Source organism: Pseudoalteromonas sp. FUC4, assembly GCF_008370255.1.
GTDB lineage: Bacteria > Pseudomonadota > Gammaproteobacteria > Enterobacterales > Alteromonadaceae > Pseudoalteromonas.
Genome location: NZ_SEUI01000003.1, coordinates 94,335 through 111,027, shown reverse-complemented (window position 1 = coordinate 111,027; position 16,693 = coordinate 94,335). Strand labels below are relative to the sequence as shown.

The following is a 16,693-nucleotide window of genomic DNA, read 5'->3' as shown; positions in this document are numbered from 1 at the left end:
GTTAATTACCTTTAATCGCTGACATCATGTTCCACATCGGCATAAAAATACCTAATGCTAAAATCAGCACCATAATGGCAACAAACACTGTTAAAATAGGTTCTATTTTTGCGGTTAAACTACGTAGATCGTAATCAACTTCACGCTCATAATAATCAGCAGCCTCTTGAAGTAACTCATCAACCCGGCCTGTTTCTTCACCCACCGCAACCATCTGTAATACAAGCTGAGAAAACAGCTCAGAGCTTTTTGACGCTCTAAGTAAACTATCGCCCTTCTCTATATCTTGGCGCATAGTTATAATCGCTTTTTCCATATAGCTATTATCTACAGCATGCGCTGTTAACGATAATCCAGTGGTCATAGGTACACCAGACCGTAATACCATAGCTAAACTTTGACTGTAACGTGCAAGCAACGTACGTTTTAAAATATCGCCAATAAAGGGAATTTTTAATTTATATTGATCCCACTTGAACCGCCCAGCATCTGTATTTAAATAACGTTTCCACGCGAGGACAGAACCAATACCCATCACCAACAATAACCACCAGTAGTTAACAAAAAAGCTGCTAGTGCCAATTAATATTTGAGTCATTAACGGCAATTCGGCATCAAATTTTTCGAACATACTCGCAAAGGTAGGGATCACAAAAATATTCAAAATAATCATGGCTCCTACTAAAGCCAAAATGACAAAAGTGGGATAGCGCATTGCTGCTTTTATACGTTTTCGGGTTTCCTGTTCTTTTTCAAAATAAATAGCGAGTTGGTAAAATGCATCCTCTAATCGACCAGAACCTTCACCAACCATTACCATTGACACAGTTAATCGGCTAAACACTTCGCTATGTATTGCCATAGCACTGGACAAGTCACGGCCTTGCTCAAGCTGCCTAGTCACTTCTATTAGTACATTTTTAAATTCTTTATTTTGCGTGGTATCTGCCAACCCAACCATTGCTCGTATGATTGGGATACCTGCTTTTAATAGTGAGTACATTTGCCTAGAAAACATAATCATGTCGTCTAGCGTTATTTTTTCGGCAAACAAGTTATCGAAAATTTTAATATTATTTTTTGTTTCAACTAAAGAAATTGATATGGGTATAAATTGACGCTTTATTAAACTATCAGCTACGCCAGCTTGGTTACTTGCTTCTAATTGGCCTTTAACCAATACACCCTTGCTGTCTTTCGCCTTATAGCTATATAGCTGCATCAATATCCCCTACTATTTCTGGGATATACTCAGCCACTTTAAATACTTCATCTAACGAGGTGATACCTTGTTTAGCGTAATTTAATGCCATTATTGAAAGTGGTGAAAAATTCGCGCTATTTTTAGCTGCTTTTGCAAAGCCTTGTGTGTCGTTAACTCGTAATGCATCCATCATTGCATCATCCATTTCAAGCAACTCAAAAATACCTACACGTCCTTTATAACCACTGTGATTACATGCTGTGCAACCTTGCCCTTTAGAAAATTGAGCGTCAGTAACATTTTCGCCTAAGTATTTTAACCAGCTTATTTCTTGGCGATCTGGCAGGTAAGGTACTTTACAGTCATTACATACTCGCCTTACTAATCGCTGGGCAATAATTGCGCGCAGGGAGCTTGCCACTAAGTAAGCAGGTGCGCCCATGTCTATTAAGCGCATAGCGCTGGTAATTGCATCATTGGTATGTAACGTTGATAGTACGAGATGACCTGTTAAAGCGGCCCTTAATCCAATATCGACCGTTTCTTGGTCCCGCATTTCGCCGACCATTATAATGTCAGGATCTTGCCTTAGAGCGGTCCGTAAAATACTTGCAAAGCTCAGCCCTATTTTATTATTAATTTGTACTTGGTTAATACGCCCAATACGATATTCAACCGGATCCTCTACTGTAATAATTTTACTTTCTTGTTGATTCAGTTCACTTAGTGCACCGTATAGTGTGGTTGTTTTACCCGAACCTGTTGGCCCGGTAACTAAAACCATGCCATGTGGACGTTTTATAATGCTGCGCACACGTTTTAATATGTGTGCAGGCATACCCGTTTCATCTAACGATAGTAATCCTGCGGATTGATCAAGCAGGCGCATTACAACTGATTCACCATGCTGGACCGGCATGGTAGATAAGCGAACATCAATACTATGACTGCGCACTTTTATATTAAACCGGCCATCTTGAGGAAGACGTTTTTCAGATATATCTAATCCCGACATAAGCTTTAAACGAAGCACCAATGCCGATGCTATTTTTACTTGGTTAAGAGTGTGCTCTTGTAATATGCCATCTACACGCTGGCGAATACGTAATAAGCCTTCATCTGGCTCTATGTGAATATCGGATGCGCGAACTTGCACAGCATCCTCAAAGATTGATTGCAGTAACTTTACAACAGTTGCATCTGATGTCTCATCACCTAAAGAATTTAAATCAAATTCTTCTACGTCTTGATATTCTTCCTGAAGCTGTGCCGCAAAGTTGGTAATTTCATCTGTGCGGCGATATACGTTGTCAAACGCAGCCATGACTTGGCTTTCTTGAACAACGGCTAAATCAATTCGTTTAGGAGCGAGCATAGTCGCAAGTTGATCAAGGCTCCTTAAATCAGCAGGATCGCTCATCCCGAGCAAAACAGAGTCACCATTGTCTTCAATTACTAATGCTCTGTAACGACGCGCATATACTTCAGATAAAAGCTTAGATACATCGTGTGATATTTTTCGCTGTGATATATCTAAAAAAGGTACCTGTAATTGCTGCGCTAAAAAGCGTAATAGTTGTGGCTCACTAATAAACTCAAGGGTAATAAGTGTCGAACCTAATTTACGACCCGTCGCTGCTTGAACATTTAATGCTTCACTTAGTTGCGCTTCGGTGATCATGTGTTCATGAACAAGTAAATCGCCTAAGCGCATTTTTAAACTAGGTCTCATACGGCCTCCTTTAGCGCAACTAAACGCTGTAATGCATGCTGAGTCATAGCTGTATTTAATCCACCTAAATCTAGGGCTACTTTGTAAAGCTGTTTAGCATCCAAATATTCTCCCAGTGCATCTTTTGAGGTTGCAAGTGCAAGCCACCACTTGGCTTGACTAGGCTGAAGCTTTGTAAGATGTTTAAAACTTTCAAGTGCTTTATGGTGCTTACTTGCACTTTGCGCGGCAGTACCTTGCAGCACCCAAAAATCAAGATTCGCTTGAGGCTCAAATTCATCACTTAAAAGCAGCAATACCCCTTCATACTGTTGTTGCATAATAAGTATTTTGCTTAGCATTACACGCCATTCAAGTACGTTAGGACTTTGGCGAATACCCGCTTGTAAAACCTGCTCTGCCGAATTTATATCTTGTTGTTTAAAGTAAGTTGCGGCCAGTAAATTTCGAGCCTCAACATGTAAAGGCGATTGCGCTAAAATCACGTTTAAATCACTTATAGCTTCGTTGTATAAGCCAAACTGTATTGCTTGCTTAGCTGCAGCTAACTGCTCAAGCAATAAAGCCTGTGGCGACTTAGCTTCTGCCACACTTTTAATCATAGTATTTTGGGGCTTAGCTTTAGTCACTGGCTTAGCTTTAGTCACTGGCTTCGCTTTAGTCTCTGCCGTAATTTTTGGCTTACTCACAGTAACTTCGTTAGCGGTTAACTCTTTATTAGCTAATGCAGAACTTTGTTTAACCTCGGCAATTACAACCGGCTCAACTATTGGCTGAGAAACCAATAATGTAGCTTCACTCAACTTAGGTTCAGCTAAATAATTAACTTTTGGTATTACCTGCTCAATTGGCATAACCGTCTTCACAGCTTCTTGCTCAACCAAAGGTTCTGCAGGGCTTTTTTCATCTTGGGAGTCAGGTAAATTAGAGGTTATAACCGCGACCATTTTTTGCTTTGGTAACACAGGCTCACGCTGGGTCTCTTTTTTGTCGGCGGTAGGTAAATACAGGTATGCTAAAAAAATGACACTTAACATAATAAGTAAAATTACGGCTTTAAATACAATGTTTCTTACATCATATATTGGCTTTATGCTTACACCTTCTTTAATACTTACTTGCTTAGCTTCACGTTGCTCAATATTTTTAAGCATATTATTTATAACGCTCATAACCACTGCCTCCAAACCCATATGGCAGCAATAGCTAAAACACTAAACATTAACGCGCTGTAACTCCAATATTGGCCTGTCCGGTATTTTGCGCAGTCTTCGGTATCTTTTATGGCAAGCTGAATATGGCGATTTGTTATTGTATTTAATCCTTCACCGTACGCTTGTAATAGTGCTTTGTGGCATAAAACATTAACTAATCTAGGAATTCCACGGCTAGCTCTGGCAATCTTAAGCCCCATACTATTATTAAATAAAGGAGGCCGATTAAACCCTGCAACTTGTAAGCGATGATTAATATAATAAACAACCTCTGCACCAGTCATCGCCCTTAATTTATACGAAAAACTGATACGTTGGCGTAACTGCCTTACTTTATTATTTGCCAGTTTTTCATCAAGTTCTGGTTGTCCAAATAGCACTACTTGAATCAGCTTTTCGCTTTCTGTTTCTAAGTTTGTAAATAACCTAAGCGCCTCTAGAGTCTCCCAGCTCAAGCATTGCGCTTCATCTATCAAAAGTACTACGCGCTCATTGTCTTCTTGTAAGTCGAGTAAATGATGATTTATAAGCTGTCCTAGTGCTTGTTGATCCAATGCTTTATCTACATCCATGCCCAGCTCAACTGCAATCGCCCATCTAAGCTCTTCTGGGCTTAAATAAGAGTTAGGTAAATAAGCCACAATGTAATCTGGCTCAAGTTGATTTAATAACTTTCTACAAAGCAATGTTTTACCAGTTCCAACTTCACCAGTAACCTTAATAAACCCCTCCCCCATTTCAATGGCAGTTGTTAGCACTTGCATCGCTTCGTGGTGCGGCTCAAGTGCACAAAAAAATTGCGTGTTAGGGGTTAACGTGAAAGGCATTTCACTTAAATTAAAAAAGCTTAAATACATAGTTAATTTTCATACCATGTTTTTAAAAGCTGACGACTTTCACCTTGTTGTTTTTTCCATGTGTCGGGCATAACAACGGTTGGTTTGATTAAGATAATCAACTCTTTTTTCTCTTGGCGTTTACGAATACTTTTAAATAAGTTGCCAAACATGGGGATATCACCCAGTACGGGGGTTTTGGATTCTTCATCCTGAGTTGACGTTTGCATCAAACCACCAATAACCACTATTTCGCCACTTTGAGCGCGAATAACGGTATCTGACTCTCGAATGTTGCTTTGCGCTAGCGGTAATTCGAAGCGCTGATCGTCTAAGGTAATTACTTTTAATTGCTCCTCAGTCTCTGTAACCGAAGGGTGAACATGTAAAATTACTGAGCCGTACTTATCAATCTGCGGCGTTACATCTAATGCAATCCCTGAAAAAAACGGCGTTAAGTCAATTTCTGGAGATGTTGTAGTCGATGTGCCCGTAACAGTAGTACTCGATACGTTGGTAACAAAGTATTCGTCTTGCCCTACTTTTATAACTGCTTTTTGATTATTTGTAGCGGTAACCCGTGGGTTAGATAACATTTGCACATCACCTTGCGTTTCGAGCAAGTTAATTACTCCGTTAAAATCACCTTTTTGAATCGTTAACGATGATGCTCCACCAATGGCTGCAGAAATACTATTACTTATAGTAGAACCCGCTGTTGTAGCAAACGAAATACCGCCTTCTAAACCACTTGAAATACGCTCCCAATTAACACCTTGTTGGTACTCGTCTTTTAAAGTTACTTCTATTATTTTGGCTTCTAAAATAACTTGGCGTTGGAGGTTTTCTTGGCTTTGGCGTAAGAATTCTTTTAACTGACTAATTTCACTTGGCAGTGCATTCACTGTAACCAAACTTGCTTGTGGGCTAGCAATAACGTAGCGGCCATCATTTGCGCCAATAAAAGACTTAAGAGCAACTTCTAATTCTTTCCAAAAGTCGTTTTTATTGATAGTTTGAATTCGAGAACCATTTAAATCTAAGTTTTGGCTGTCACCTCCGAATTCACTATTTTGCTGATTGCTATTACCTGAACTAGAACCATTTGAGCCACTGCCGCTTTGCGCAAACTGACTAACACCACCAGCAACAACACTTACGGTGGACTGGCCATGTCGTTGCATCATTAAATAATTTACAGGTATTGTTTCTGTGCGCATTTTGGCTGGTAGCACCTGCACAATTCGTCCTTCATTAACAATATCTAGTGGATACATTCGCTTAATAACAGCAATAACTTCGTTAAATGTCACGCTTTTAAGGTTTAAACTAATGGTGCCATTTACCTCTGGGTGTACAGCCACACTGAAAGGCGTATCGTCTGTTAAACCTGCAAAAAAAGCACCTATTTCAATGTCATTTGCAGCTACATCAAAACGCTTGATTGATAAATCATCACTTATTGTTTGGTCATTGTTTATAGATGACAACAAGCTTTGTGTAAGTTCACTTGGCATTTGTAGAGGCGCAATTACTTTAGCCTCTGCTGGTTTTGCTGCTAACTCTTGCTCTATATGCGTTTTAACCTCTTTACCTGGTTTAAAGCTATGGCACGCAGTTAAAAATGTAGGCAATAATAAAATAACGAGCCACGGGTAAGATAAATTATTTTTTAATTTCATAGTCATATAATTCTAATTTTATTTGTTTATCGTCATTTGCTAACACAACCTGCTTTGAGTCAATGCTTAGCACCCGAAAATCGTCTACAGCATCACCAACTCGATAAATATGGCCAGAAATAATAGCCTTAAACGCTGTACTGTTTTTAATAATAGATTGCAATTTAAGTTCTGTGTTTTGAGGTATATTCTTGTTGTTATTTACATACATATTTGGTTGAGTAGGATCACGTAATTGCGCTAATGCACTAGGTGCGAAAGTAAACAAAAGTAATAAAAAACATAAATTATAACGCGATGAATTTTTCATTAGCGCTCACTGTAGCAATTTGTAAAGTTAGCTCAGCTTGTGGGTACGTTATTACCTGATAACTGAACTCTTGTATTAACAATTTTTCTTGGTTATTTTTTAATGCTGCTAAATATTTTTGTAAGCTAAAATAACTACCTTCTAAAGTAACCACCATCTGATGCTCAAAAAATAGTGTTTGCGTATCATGCTCACCCAATTTTTCAACATCTATAGCCTGTGCAGGCTTTACATTAAAGTTACTAACTCTCACATCGTTACTATCTACGAGTAAATCTTTTAAAACAGTAGGTACATTTTTAGCAGCAACAAAGCCTTGGCTAAAACTATTAAGCTGATTATTTATTTCCTCTAGCTTATTTCTTGTCTGTGCTATTTGACCGCGTAATACTTTAGTGTAATCGTGATTAAGTGCTTGATTTAACATAGAGAGTTGAGCATTTATTTGCTGCAACTCCTGTAGCGCAATATTTTGTTCAGAACGAATATGAGCAACTTCGTCTTGCTGTGGAAAAATAACAAACCACAGGCCTAGGTAAATCACCATGAATAAACCAACAAATACAGTAGAGTACTTCTCACGCTTTTGAAGCGATGCAAATTGTGCTCGATACTTTGCCCAAATAGGCCAACCTTTGTCTTTTTTGCTCATTGCTTAACGCTCTTATCACTAAGGTCTGTCGCCACATTAAATTTACTTACACCGTCTTGTGTCGATAGCTCTAAAACTGAAAATTCTTTATTGATAAAAAATGATGACAGTTTTAAATTATCAAACCATATAGGCAAAGATTTTGACTGAGACGTTTGTCCTTGAAGAGTTACACTTTGCCCTACAAATTTGATATGTGTAAGCCAAATACTAGGTTCGTGATACTTTGCTAAATCTTGCATTACTTGAGAGTAATCGGTGGCAGATTGATCTGAGCTTTGCTCTAAATAGCTAAATATTTGCTGTTTGTGTAAAACCTCTTGCTGGAGTGCTTTTAGCTCATTAATGAATAGTGTTTTATTTTGTTTCTCTGCTAGCTGTTGTTTTACAGCTTCTAACTGAGCTTTCCCTTGCTTGAGGTATTGCCTATTTTGTTCTAAATCAAGCTCACTTGAATAGGCTTTATAACTATAAAAAGCCCACGTGATTGCAATAATTAATAGCGCACCTAACCACAGTGTAATCATTCCCGACAAAGGGACTGGATCTCGCCGTACTCGTAAGGTTTTTTGATAAAAATTAATCCGGGTTTTCATAGCACAGACTCCGGATCGGTTAATTGATAGGCTGCACCAAGTGCGTAATAGAAGTTAGGTTCTAATTGCTTTGCTAATTCTAAATTGGGCGCAAAATCTACAACCTTTACTTGTAAAAACTCTGCAAGACCGGCCCTAAGAGTTAATGACGATAAATCATCGCACTGTAGCTGAATACTTCGAATTGGCGGTTGCTTGAGCTGGCTTTCAAAAAAGTCCATTGAACGTTGAATTTCTAATCCTAACGCTTCTACTAATTCTTGATTTTGATCTATATCAGAAATACCTAAAAAACCGTTTAATCGTCTAGCTAATACTAATTGTCCATTACGAATAATTAAGATTCGAGGCTCAAGATTAACATGTTGCACAATCAACATATGAGCTTCTTTATATGCGCCAAACAAGGTAACTAAAATCATCTCTTCGGAGGTCATTGCACGCAAAACTGGCTTGGTTTGCTCAAAACTATCTATAAACGGAAGTAGCTGAAGCTTATTAGTAATAAATACATTCATTTTGCTGCTTTGCATTGGTAACGTTATTGGGTAATCAATAAAGTCAGCAACTATGTTTTCAGGTGCTATATCAACTAAATCTTTTGTAGTCCAAGGGAGTGACTGGATGATTTCTTCATCACTAAGGTTTGGTTTATCCATTTGCACTATTTGATAAAAATAGTGTGGCACAACTAAATTTACTGCACACACGTCAGTAGAAACTTGATTTGTGCAAGCAACAATAGCAGCGGTATAATCGGTTTGCTCAGATACATTTACACTATGTGAACTATGCACCATCCATTGGTCGCGTTGTTTTTTTAAACATACTGCGTTTACAGTATCTGCATACGTTGCAACACCAATAGCTGTATTAGGATCTAAACTACGATTTAACCAAGAAAACAGCTTTTCTTTCATATAGCTACTATTGTTAATTATGTATTAACCAAGTGTCGTACATTTTAATTATTTTGCCAAGTTGAAAACTAATAAATATGCATAAATCATTCAAAATAAACGAAAATAACCATATTCAACAAATAGATACAACGTTTCTAAAAAAGAGAAATATTTATTTAGGTGTAAAACGTGACGATCTACTACATCCGCTAATAAGTGGTAACAAATGGCGTAAATTAAAATATAATTTAGCGCATATGCAAAAGATAAATAAAACAGAACTACTTACTTTTGGTGGCGCGTTCTCAAACCATATTCACGCCTGCGCAGCAGCAGGAAAAGAATTTGGCATTAAAACACATGCAATTATTCGCGGGCCAAAACTTGATAACAACAATCCGACAATTCAGTTTGCAAAACATTGTGGTATGCACCTACATGTTGTTAACCGTATAGAATATCGAAAACGCCACGACACCGATTACCTTAATGCTTTACAAGAGCGCTTCCCCAATGCTTATATAATTCCTGAAGGTGGTACAAATGAGCACGCCTTATTAGGGTGTAAAGAGTTAGTACAAAGCCTACCTGAGCATAACTACTTAGTTTGCCCCACAGGCAGTGGTGGCACGCTTGCTGGATTGATCGAAGGTAGCTCATCAACAACTCAAATAATAGGCATTGCTGTATTAAAACAAGCTGATTATTTAAATGAAGAAATTAAAAAACTAAGTAGCAAAGCCAAAAGCCAAAACAACTGGCAGTTACTTACAGAGTTTCATGGTGGTGGCTATGGTAAGTTTTCACCTGAGTTATGGCAGTTTTGCCAAGATATGGGCCGCACTTATAATTTACCGCTTGAGCCTATTTATAGTGGAAAAATGATGTATGCATTATGGCAGCTTATTGAACAAGATTATTTCCTATCCGGGAGTCAAATTATAGCTATTCATACTGGCGGGCTTCAGGGGCTAAATGGTCTTAAATACAGAGGGTTAATTTAATTAAATACCGCTTGCGTAAACTCTTGAAGGGGTTCTGAAAAGTAAAAGCCTTGAGCCCCTGCCACTCCCAATTTATCAAGGGTAAATAGCTCTTTTTGAGTCTCTACACCAACCGCATACACGGGTAGATTTAAAAGATTCGCCGCTTCTACTATTTTTTTTATTTTCTTTTGATTTTGAGTGTTTTCATTTAATAAATGAACAAGTTCGTATGATAATTTAAGCCCACACACTTGGCTGTAACCAACTAACATGGCTACTTTTTCACTACTTTTAATATTATCAATTATAATGTGTGAATGGACTTTTTTGATTACATTAAGCGCATTAGTTAGCAACTTTCTATGAGTAAAAAATTCTATTTCACTTATTTCAAATTGTAATTTAGCATTTAATTTAAGCTCTGCCATTTGATTAGTTACCCATTCCCAAAATGCATTATTAAACCAATTTTTAGGATGTAGATTTATACTAACGGTCAAAGCTGAAGGCTCACTCAGTATAAGCTTTTTAACTTGTGTTATTACAGCTTTATCTAATATTAAAGCGTCTTGATTACTATAAACTTGCTTAATAAAATAACGAGCAGCCAGTAAACCAAGTTGGCTATGCCTAACCCTAATAAGAGCCTCATGCTGTAAAATATCTCCACTAGAGAGTTCGAATAAAGGTTGAAAGAATAATATAAACTTATTTTTTTTAATTTTTTCGATAGCTTGCTTACTAGGGAGTAGTTTTTCTTGGCAATGATTTAACGCTAAGCGATGACAGTGCTGTAATAAATTGCTTTGCGATAACACGAGTGCTGATTTTGCTAACTGATAAACTGTAACTTGGTCAGCGCCTATTTGATAATCACACGCACCTATTTTAATATCTTTATGGGTAATATTTTTTTGATGATTTTGACATATTAAAAACAAATTTTTATGGAGTTTTTCTATATAGCTATCTAATTCATTAATAGGGATATTTGGTAAGGTGACAGCTAAGTAACTAGAATTTAGTTCTTTTACTGACGCACCTTTAAGTTCGGTCAATTTTTTAGTAATTAATACTTTAAAACTGGCTTTTTTATCAACGTTACAATCACACTCAATAAGTAAAAATAAACTATGTGATACTGCATTAGCCCCATATAAAGAGCTTAGCTCGCAGCTTTTCACTTGTTTAATTAGCTGAGTTTTTTTCTGTTTTTTTTGAGTTGTTTTAGTGGGTTGTATAACTTGATTTTTAAGTGCTACTTTATGGTTTACTGTTAGTAACCTCCACCAGCGATATGACCAGTTAACAGCACCTAATATGATCAAGTTTAATAGTAAAAATAAGTAACTTTGTGTTACCCAGGCTGGATAATGATAGAGGTTCAAACTTAGTGTTTTATAAGTAAAAACTTCACGTTCTAAACTTATTAACGGTCTAAAGTCCTCTGTATATCTTTGCACTTCCAACATAAAACCTTCACTTTTAGCTAATGCGATCAGCACATCATTATTTATAGAAGGAGATAAATTTAATTCAAAAACCTGTTTAACAAACTGCTGCCCAGAAACATGTACTTTTTGATGTAATGCATCATTCAAAATGAAATTAAAACTAATAAGCATCATCAAAAATAAAACAAAAGAGATGCCTTTGAAGTGCTTTAAAAGCCAGAGTTTAATCTTTTGCATAGCCTGCCACTCGTTAAATTATTGACTAAAGTGTTGTTCAATATCTATAGAAGCACAAGGCTCTAAACTAAGTTTAAACGCTTATTAATAGTACAAAACAAAAAAGTCCAAAATAAACGAGAACTTACAAAGTAATAACAACTCCTTATATTATCTAAATAGATCAACTCAAATTGGAGAGCGCCTGACCATCCTCTTTGTAAAACTCGCCTACTGGGTGCCTTTCTAATAAGTCCAGAACGGTTTCGCTAGGCCGACAAAGCTTTATACCTTTTATAGTACAAACAATCGGTCTATTAACTAATATCGGATGCTCAAGCATAGCCTCTAAAATAGTATCATCCGTTACACTCTCCTCTAATAAACCTAGTTCTTTAGCTGGAGACTTTGTTACTCGAAGTGCCGCCTTAACGGTAAGGTTTGCAGCTGAAAACAGTCCTAATAACTGAGGTTTTGTCCAACCTTCTTTGAGATATTCTATTACGACAGGCTCATAGCCTGAGGCTTTAATAATGTTTAATACATTACGAGAAGTTCCACAATCTGGGTTATGATGTATAACAATCACAGCTAATTTCTCCCTTTATTTAAACCAATGACGCGTTCTATTTGCAAACCACACTAAGCTAAGCATTACAGGTACTTCAACTAACACACCTACAACAGTTGCAAGAGCAGCTCCTGAATGTAATCCAAACAATGATATAGCAACGGCAACCGCTAACTCAAAAAGTTAGATGTTGCAATCATGCATGCCGGCGCAGCGATATTGTGCTCTAACTTCATTTTTTTTGCGGCAAAATAAGCAATAGCAAAAATACCGTAAGTCTGAATGAGCAGCGGAATAGCTATAAGTATAATCGCTTCGGGATTAGCTAAAATTGTTTGTGACTGAAAACCAAATAATAAAGCGACAGTTGCTAATAAGCCCACAATAGAATAGGGTTTCATAATGCTTAAAAAGCGATTGAGTTTAGAATGATCACTGACTTTATCTAGCTTTTTACGCGTAATCGCACCTAAAATTAACGGTATAAGTACATATAACACCACAGATAAAAATAACGTATCCCATGGTACTGTTATATCGGTTACACCCAGCAATAAACCCGCTATAGGTGCAAATGCAAATATCATAATAATATCGTTAATAGATACCTGCACTAGCGTATAGTTAGCATCGCCTTTAGTCAGTTGGCTCCATATAAATACCATTGCAGTACATGGCGCAACGCCCAGTAAAATCATGCCTGCAATATACTCAGTTGCAGTTTTTGGGTCGACCCAGTCTGCAAATATACCCTTAAAAAATAGCCAACCTAAAAACGCCATTGTAAATGGTTTAATAAGCCAATTAAGTACAACGGTTAGTAATAATCCTTTTGGTTTTTTACCCACGTCTTTAATTGACGAAAAATCTATTTGTACCATCATTGGGTAAATCATTAACCAAATAAGTACAGCAATAACTAAGTTAACGTGAGCGTATTCTAAACCTGCTATAACGTTAAAAAGCTCCGGCACTATTGAGCCAGCAACAACCCCTACAGTAATCGCCAACGCAGCCCAAACTGATAAATATCGTTCAAATAATCCCATTACATTCCTCTAAATAGAACGCTGATTAACGCGTTGGCTAAGCTCTTCTGCAGATTCCACACGTTCAGAATAGCGATCTATAAAGTAATCTTTTTGATCTCGTAATAATAAAGTAAACTTCATTAGCTCCTCCATAACATCAACAATCCGATTATAGAGCGCGGAAGGTTTCATACGTCCATTTTCCTCAAATTCTAAATGGGCTTGTGGCACTGACGACTGATTAGGTATTGTGACCATACGCATCCAACGCCCTAATACTCGTAGTTGGTTCACCACATTGAATGATTGCGAGCCGCCACAAACTTGTAACACAGCTAATGTTTTACCTTGCGTTGGCCTTACACCACCTAAATTAAGAGGGATCCAATCTATTTGGTTTTTGAATATACTCGTCATTGAGCCATGTCGTTCTGGCGAGCACCACACCTGCCCTTCTGACCAGAGCATCAAATCTCGCAACTCTTGTACTTTAGGGTGCGACTCATCTTCACTATCGGTTTGAGGTAAACCTTCAGGGTTAAAAATTTTAACCTCAGCACCAAAATACGTTAATAAACGAGCGCTCTCCTCTATAACTAACTTGCTATAAGAACGCGATCTTAATGAGCCATATAACAATAAAATTTTAGGTTTATGCTCAGAAAAACTAACGTTAAAATTTGATGTGAGTGGAACAACACTGTGTGCTTTATTTGTATTTGGTAACCCATTAACTTCTGACATTGATAACTCAACTTTTGGTAAAAACAAACATATGAAATAACGCATATATGAAATTTCACACGTAAAGACCTATGAGTCAAACTCTTTTTTATAAAATTTACTTTTAAGTTATTTAAAATTAGCTCAAGACAATGGGAGGATTATGGTAGATATTTGATATAACTAATTTTAATAGCTCAACTATTTACTCAAGCAGAGGACTATAGTTTCACGTAGATTTTACACTTAATAAGCTTTGCAACATGGGTATTCATGCCAATAGATAAATTAAAAAATAAAAATTACTATTTCTACTATTTCTACTATTTCATTCACGTTTTAGTGCGCACAAAAAACCCAGCAATTACGCTGGGTTTGTAAGTTACTTCTTTAAAAGCATTTAGCTTAACACTAATAACTTTATATCATTTAAAACGGGATATCGTCGTCAAAATCAATGGTTGGTTCCATTGGGTTTGATGCACCGCCTTGCGGAGCATTTTGTGGTTTAGGAGCGAAACCACCTTGCTGCTGCGGTGCACTGTTTTGTTGTGGTGCAAAGCCGCTTTGCGGTTGTTGGTATTGATTATTTTGCTGTGGCGCAGGCGCTGATTGAGGCTGCGCTGCAGGTGCTGCTTGCTGCTGTGGAGTATAACCACCTTGCTGTTGGTTACTTTGGCCTTGATTATTTTGACCGTAACCACCACTTTGCTGACCACCTTGTGATTGATTATTTTGATAACCACCACTTTGTTGTCCACCTTGTGATTGATTACCTTGGTAACCACCACTTTGTTGATCGCCACCACGTGCGCCTAACATTTGCATTTGACCAGTAAAGCCATCTACAACTATTTCTGTAGTGTATTTTTCTTGGCCTTGTTGATCGGTCCACTTACGAGTTTGAAGTTTACCTTCAACATAAATTTGTGAACCTTTACGACAATATTCACCAACAATTTCAGCTAACTTGCCAAAAAATACAACACGGTGCCACTCAGTTTTATCAACCATTTGGCCAGTGTTCTTATCTTTATAGCTATCCGAAGTTGCTAGGGTAATATTTGCTACACCATTGCCGTTAGGCATATAACGAACTTCAGGATCTTGCCCTAAATTACCAACCAAAATTACTTTGTTCACACCGCGTGCCATGGAACCATCTCCTATAAATGTTAGATTAAACCAGCAACTTTACGCGCTTGGTCTAGGTCAAATTCTTTATCATTAATCTTTAAATAGCTGCGACTTTCATCGCGAACTACAGTTGCTTCTATTACACCTGGTAAAGCAACTAACTGAGAAGCAAGTACTTGAGCATGCTCTTCAGAATCTAATTTGGTCATTAAACTAATAACTTTACTTTTGGGTGGGACTTGCATTTTCCACGCAATAATAAGCCATATTAACCCAACAAGTGCTGCTGCCGCAAACACAGCTTGCGTCGTTGTAGTTTGCGCGACATAGCCGCCTAACATACCGCCTAAAAAGGCGCCTAAAAACTGACTAGATGAGTAGCCACCCATTGCTGAACCTTTTTGGCTTGCGGGTGCTATTCGCGATACAAGCGCAGGCATAGTGGCTTCTAAAAAGTTAAACGCCACAAAATAAAGCAGCATACACACAGCAATACCTACTACACTATTAACCCATACAGACATTGCTAACATACTAATAGTTAACAAGGCTACTGAGCCAATAAACGCTTGTTTTTCTTTCTCTTTTTTAATGGCCACAATCATTATTGGTACCATTAATAAAAATGCTAAAAATAGCACTGGAATATATAAATACCAGTGATGATCGGCAACTAAGCCATCTTTAATTAATTGACTCGGCAGTACCACAAAAATTGTGGTTAGCGTTAAATGCAATAACAATACACCTGCATTTAATCGTGCTAACTGAGGGTGTTTAATTAATTTTTTAATGTCGCTAAAGCTTGCTAATGTATCGCCTTTGGGCGCTTTATTAACAGCATTAGGAACTAAAAACAGAATAATACCAATACCAAACACAGCGAGTATTGCTGTTAACCAAAATACGCCTGCTACGCCCCAAGATGCGGCAACAATTGGTCCAAGTAACATAGCAAAAGCAAAGCTCATTCCTATACTCATGCCAATAACGGCCATTACCTTTGGTCGTTGCTCATCGCGGCTTAAATCTGAAGCAAACGCGAGTAGCGCACTGGCTATTGCGCCCATACCTTGTAAAGCGCGCCCTACAGTAACCATTTGAATAGAATCAGCTAATGCAGCAACTACAGAGCCAATAGCAAATACAACTAAGCCACCCACAATAACTTTTTTACGACCAATTTTATCGGATAATCGGCCCATAGGTATTTGCAGTACGGCTTGCGTTAAACCATACGCACCAATGGCAAAACCAATCCAAATAGGCGAAAAACCTTCAAGCGATTGTCCATAAATAGCCAATACAGGCATCAGCATAAACAAGCCGAGCATTCTAAATGCAAACACACTCGCCAGCGATACTGCGGCGCGTTTTTCTCGTGAATTAAGTGAAGATGCGGTCATTATCTGCGTGATCTTACTCTATGAAAAATTGAGGTTGGGAT

At 37.7% G+C, this 16,693-nt stretch carries 15 protein-coding genes and 1 pseudogene; 1 reads left to right on the top strand and 15 read right to left on the bottom strand.

Annotated elements, in window-relative coordinates; all coding sequences use genetic code 11:
• Window position 1: 1 nt before the first annotated feature.
• Genes EU510_RS09955 through EU510_RS09915 form a run of 9 tightly spaced genes read right to left on the bottom strand, consistent with a single transcriptional unit; the run spans window position 2 to window position 9,146 of the window.
• Window positions 2-1,222: a type II secretion system F family protein gene (locus EU510_RS09955; protein ID WP_149593377.1), complete on the bottom strand. Its 1,221-nt coding sequence runs from the start codon at window positions 1,220-1,222 to the stop codon at window positions 2-4.
• Entirely contained in the window at window positions 1,209-2,936 is a 1,728-nt protein-coding gene (locus EU510_RS09950) for a GspE/PulE family protein (RefSeq protein ID WP_149593376.1), read from the bottom strand. Before EU510_RS09950 ends, EU510_RS09955 begins: the two co-directional genes overlap by 14 nt.
• Window positions 2,933-4,108, bottom strand: coding sequence for a tetratricopeptide repeat protein (locus EU510_RS09945; RefSeq protein WP_149593375.1), 1,176 nt, complete (start codon window positions 4,106-4,108; stop codon window positions 2,933-2,935). The genes EU510_RS09950 and EU510_RS09945 overlap by 4 nt, the downstream gene beginning before the upstream one ends.
• Complete coding sequence (locus EU510_RS09940; RefSeq protein WP_149593374.1) at window positions 4,105-5,007, bottom strand: ExeA family protein; 903 nt, start codon at window positions 5,005-5,007, stop codon at window positions 4,105-4,107. The genes EU510_RS09945 and EU510_RS09940 overlap by 4 nt, the downstream gene beginning before the upstream one ends.
• 2 nt (window positions 5,008-5,009) lie before the next feature.
• Entirely contained in the window at window positions 5,010-6,668 is a 1,659-nt protein-coding gene (mshL, locus tag EU510_RS09935; protein ID WP_149593373.1) for a pilus (MSHA type) biogenesis protein MshL, read from the bottom strand.
• Entirely contained in the window at window positions 6,652-6,978 is a 327-nt protein-coding gene (locus EU510_RS09930; protein ID WP_149593372.1) for a DUF2867 domain-containing protein, read from the bottom strand. The genes mshL and EU510_RS09930 overlap by 17 nt, the downstream gene beginning before the upstream one ends.
• Complete coding sequence (locus tag EU510_RS09925; protein WP_149593371.1) at window positions 6,956-7,630, bottom strand: agglutinin biogenesis protein MshJ; 675 nt, start codon at window positions 7,628-7,630, stop codon at window positions 6,956-6,958. The genes EU510_RS09930 and EU510_RS09925 overlap by 23 nt, the downstream gene beginning before the upstream one ends.
• Window positions 7,627-8,226 (bottom strand): PilN domain-containing protein, encoded by a 600-nt coding sequence (locus tag EU510_RS09920; RefSeq protein ID WP_262501217.1) that lies wholly within the window; start codon window positions 8,224-8,226, stop codon window positions 7,627-7,629. Before EU510_RS09920 ends, EU510_RS09925 begins: the two co-directional genes overlap by 4 nt.
• On the bottom strand, window positions 8,223-9,146 hold the full coding sequence (locus EU510_RS09915; RefSeq protein ID WP_149593370.1) for an MSHA biogenesis protein MshI: 924 nt from the start codon (window positions 9,144-9,146) through the stop codon (window positions 8,223-8,225). The genes EU510_RS09920 and EU510_RS09915 overlap by 4 nt, the downstream gene beginning before the upstream one ends.
• A 77-nt stretch (window positions 9,147-9,223) precedes the next feature.
• Here EU510_RS09915 and EU510_RS09910 point away from each other — a divergent pair, with 77 nt between their 5' ends.
• Complete coding sequence (locus EU510_RS09910) at window positions 9,224-10,132, top strand: 1-aminocyclopropane-1-carboxylate deaminase/D-cysteine desulfhydrase (RefSeq protein WP_149593369.1); 909 nt, start codon at window positions 9,224-9,226, stop codon at window positions 10,130-10,132.
• On the opposite strand, the gene EU510_RS09905 is transcribed toward EU510_RS09910, so the two are convergent.
• From EU510_RS09905 to EU510_RS09880, 6 genes and pseudogenes are all read right to left on the bottom strand, one after another.
• Window positions 10,129-11,805: an EAL domain-containing protein gene (locus tag EU510_RS09905; RefSeq protein ID WP_149593368.1), complete on the bottom strand. Its 1,677-nt coding sequence runs from the start codon at window positions 11,803-11,805 to the stop codon at window positions 10,129-10,131. The genes EU510_RS09910 and EU510_RS09905 overlap by 4 nt on opposite strands.
• Window positions 11,806-11,968: 163 nt before the next feature.
• The gene (locus EU510_RS09900; RefSeq protein ID WP_149593367.1) at window positions 11,969-12,373 is read right to left on the bottom strand and encodes an arsenate reductase family protein; all 405 of its coding nucleotides are present in this window, start codon (window positions 12,371-12,373) and stop codon (window positions 11,969-11,971) included.
• 15 nt (window positions 12,374-12,388) lie between these two features.
• Window positions 12,389-13,404 (bottom strand): annotated as a pseudogene (gene arsB, locus EU510_RS09895) (ACR3 family arsenite efflux transporter).
• A 9-nt stretch (window positions 13,405-13,413) separates the two neighbouring features.
• Window positions 13,414-14,130, bottom strand: a complete 717-nt coding sequence (arsH, locus tag EU510_RS09890; protein ID WP_149593366.1) for an arsenical resistance protein ArsH — start codon at window positions 14,128-14,130, stop codon at window positions 13,414-13,416.
• Between the two features lie 408 nt (window positions 14,131-14,538).
• Entirely contained in the window at window positions 14,539-15,264 is a 726-nt protein-coding gene (gene ssb, locus EU510_RS09885) for a single-stranded DNA-binding protein (RefSeq protein WP_149593365.1), read from the bottom strand.
• 20 nt (window positions 15,265-15,284) lie between these two features.
• Window positions 15,285-16,652 (bottom strand): MFS transporter, encoded by a 1,368-nt coding sequence (locus EU510_RS09880; protein WP_149593364.1) that lies wholly within the window; start codon window positions 16,650-16,652, stop codon window positions 15,285-15,287.
• Window positions 16,653-16,693 lie beyond the last annotated feature (41 nt).

Coding starts and splice junctions, on each gene's coding strand:
- ssb (WP_149593365.1), bottom strand. CDS start 15,264: ATGGCACGCGGTGTGAACAAAGTAATTTTGGTTGGTAATTTAGGGCAA.
- EU510_RS09915 (WP_149593370.1), bottom strand. CDS start 9,146: ATGAAAGAAAAGCTGTTTTCTTGGTTAAATCGTAGTTTAGATCCTAAT.
- EU510_RS09950 (WP_149593376.1), bottom strand. CDS start 2,936: ATGAGACCTAGTTTAAAAATGCGCTTAGGCGATTTACTTGTTCATGAA.
- mshL (WP_149593373.1), bottom strand. CDS start 6,668: ATGAAATTAAAAAATAATTTATCTTACCCGTGGCTCGTTATTTTATTA.
- EU510_RS09910 (WP_149593369.1), top strand. CDS start 9,224: ATGCATAAATCATTCAAAATAAACGAAAATAACCATATTCAACAAATA.
- EU510_RS09930 (WP_149593372.1), bottom strand. CDS start 6,978: ATGAAAAATTCATCGCGTTATAATTTATGTTTTTTATTACTTTTGTTT.
- EU510_RS09880 (WP_149593364.1), bottom strand. CDS start 16,652: ATGACCGCATCTTCACTTAATTCACGAGAAAAACGCGCCGCAGTATCG.
- EU510_RS09955 (WP_149593377.1), bottom strand. CDS start 1,222: ATGCAGCTATATAGCTATAAGGCGAAAGACAGCAAGGGTGTATTGGTT.
- arsH (WP_149593366.1), bottom strand. CDS start 14,130: ATGTCAGAAGTTAATGGGTTACCAAATACAAATAAAGCACACAGTGTT.
- EU510_RS09945 (WP_149593375.1), bottom strand. CDS start 4,108: ATGAGCGTTATAAATAATATGCTTAAAAATATTGAGCAACGTGAAGCT.
- EU510_RS09905 (WP_149593368.1), bottom strand. CDS start 11,805: ATGCAAAAGATTAAACTCTGGCTTTTAAAGCACTTCAAAGGCATCTCT.
- EU510_RS09920 (WP_262501217.1), bottom strand. CDS start 8,226: ATGAAAACCCGGATTAATTTTTATCAAAAAACCTTACGAGTACGGCGA.
- EU510_RS09925 (WP_149593371.1), bottom strand. CDS start 7,630: ATGAGCAAAAAAGACAAAGGTTGGCCTATTTGGGCAAAGTATCGAGCA.
- EU510_RS09940 (WP_149593374.1), bottom strand. CDS start 5,007: ATGTATTTAAGCTTTTTTAATTTAAGTGAAATGCCTTTCACGTTAACC.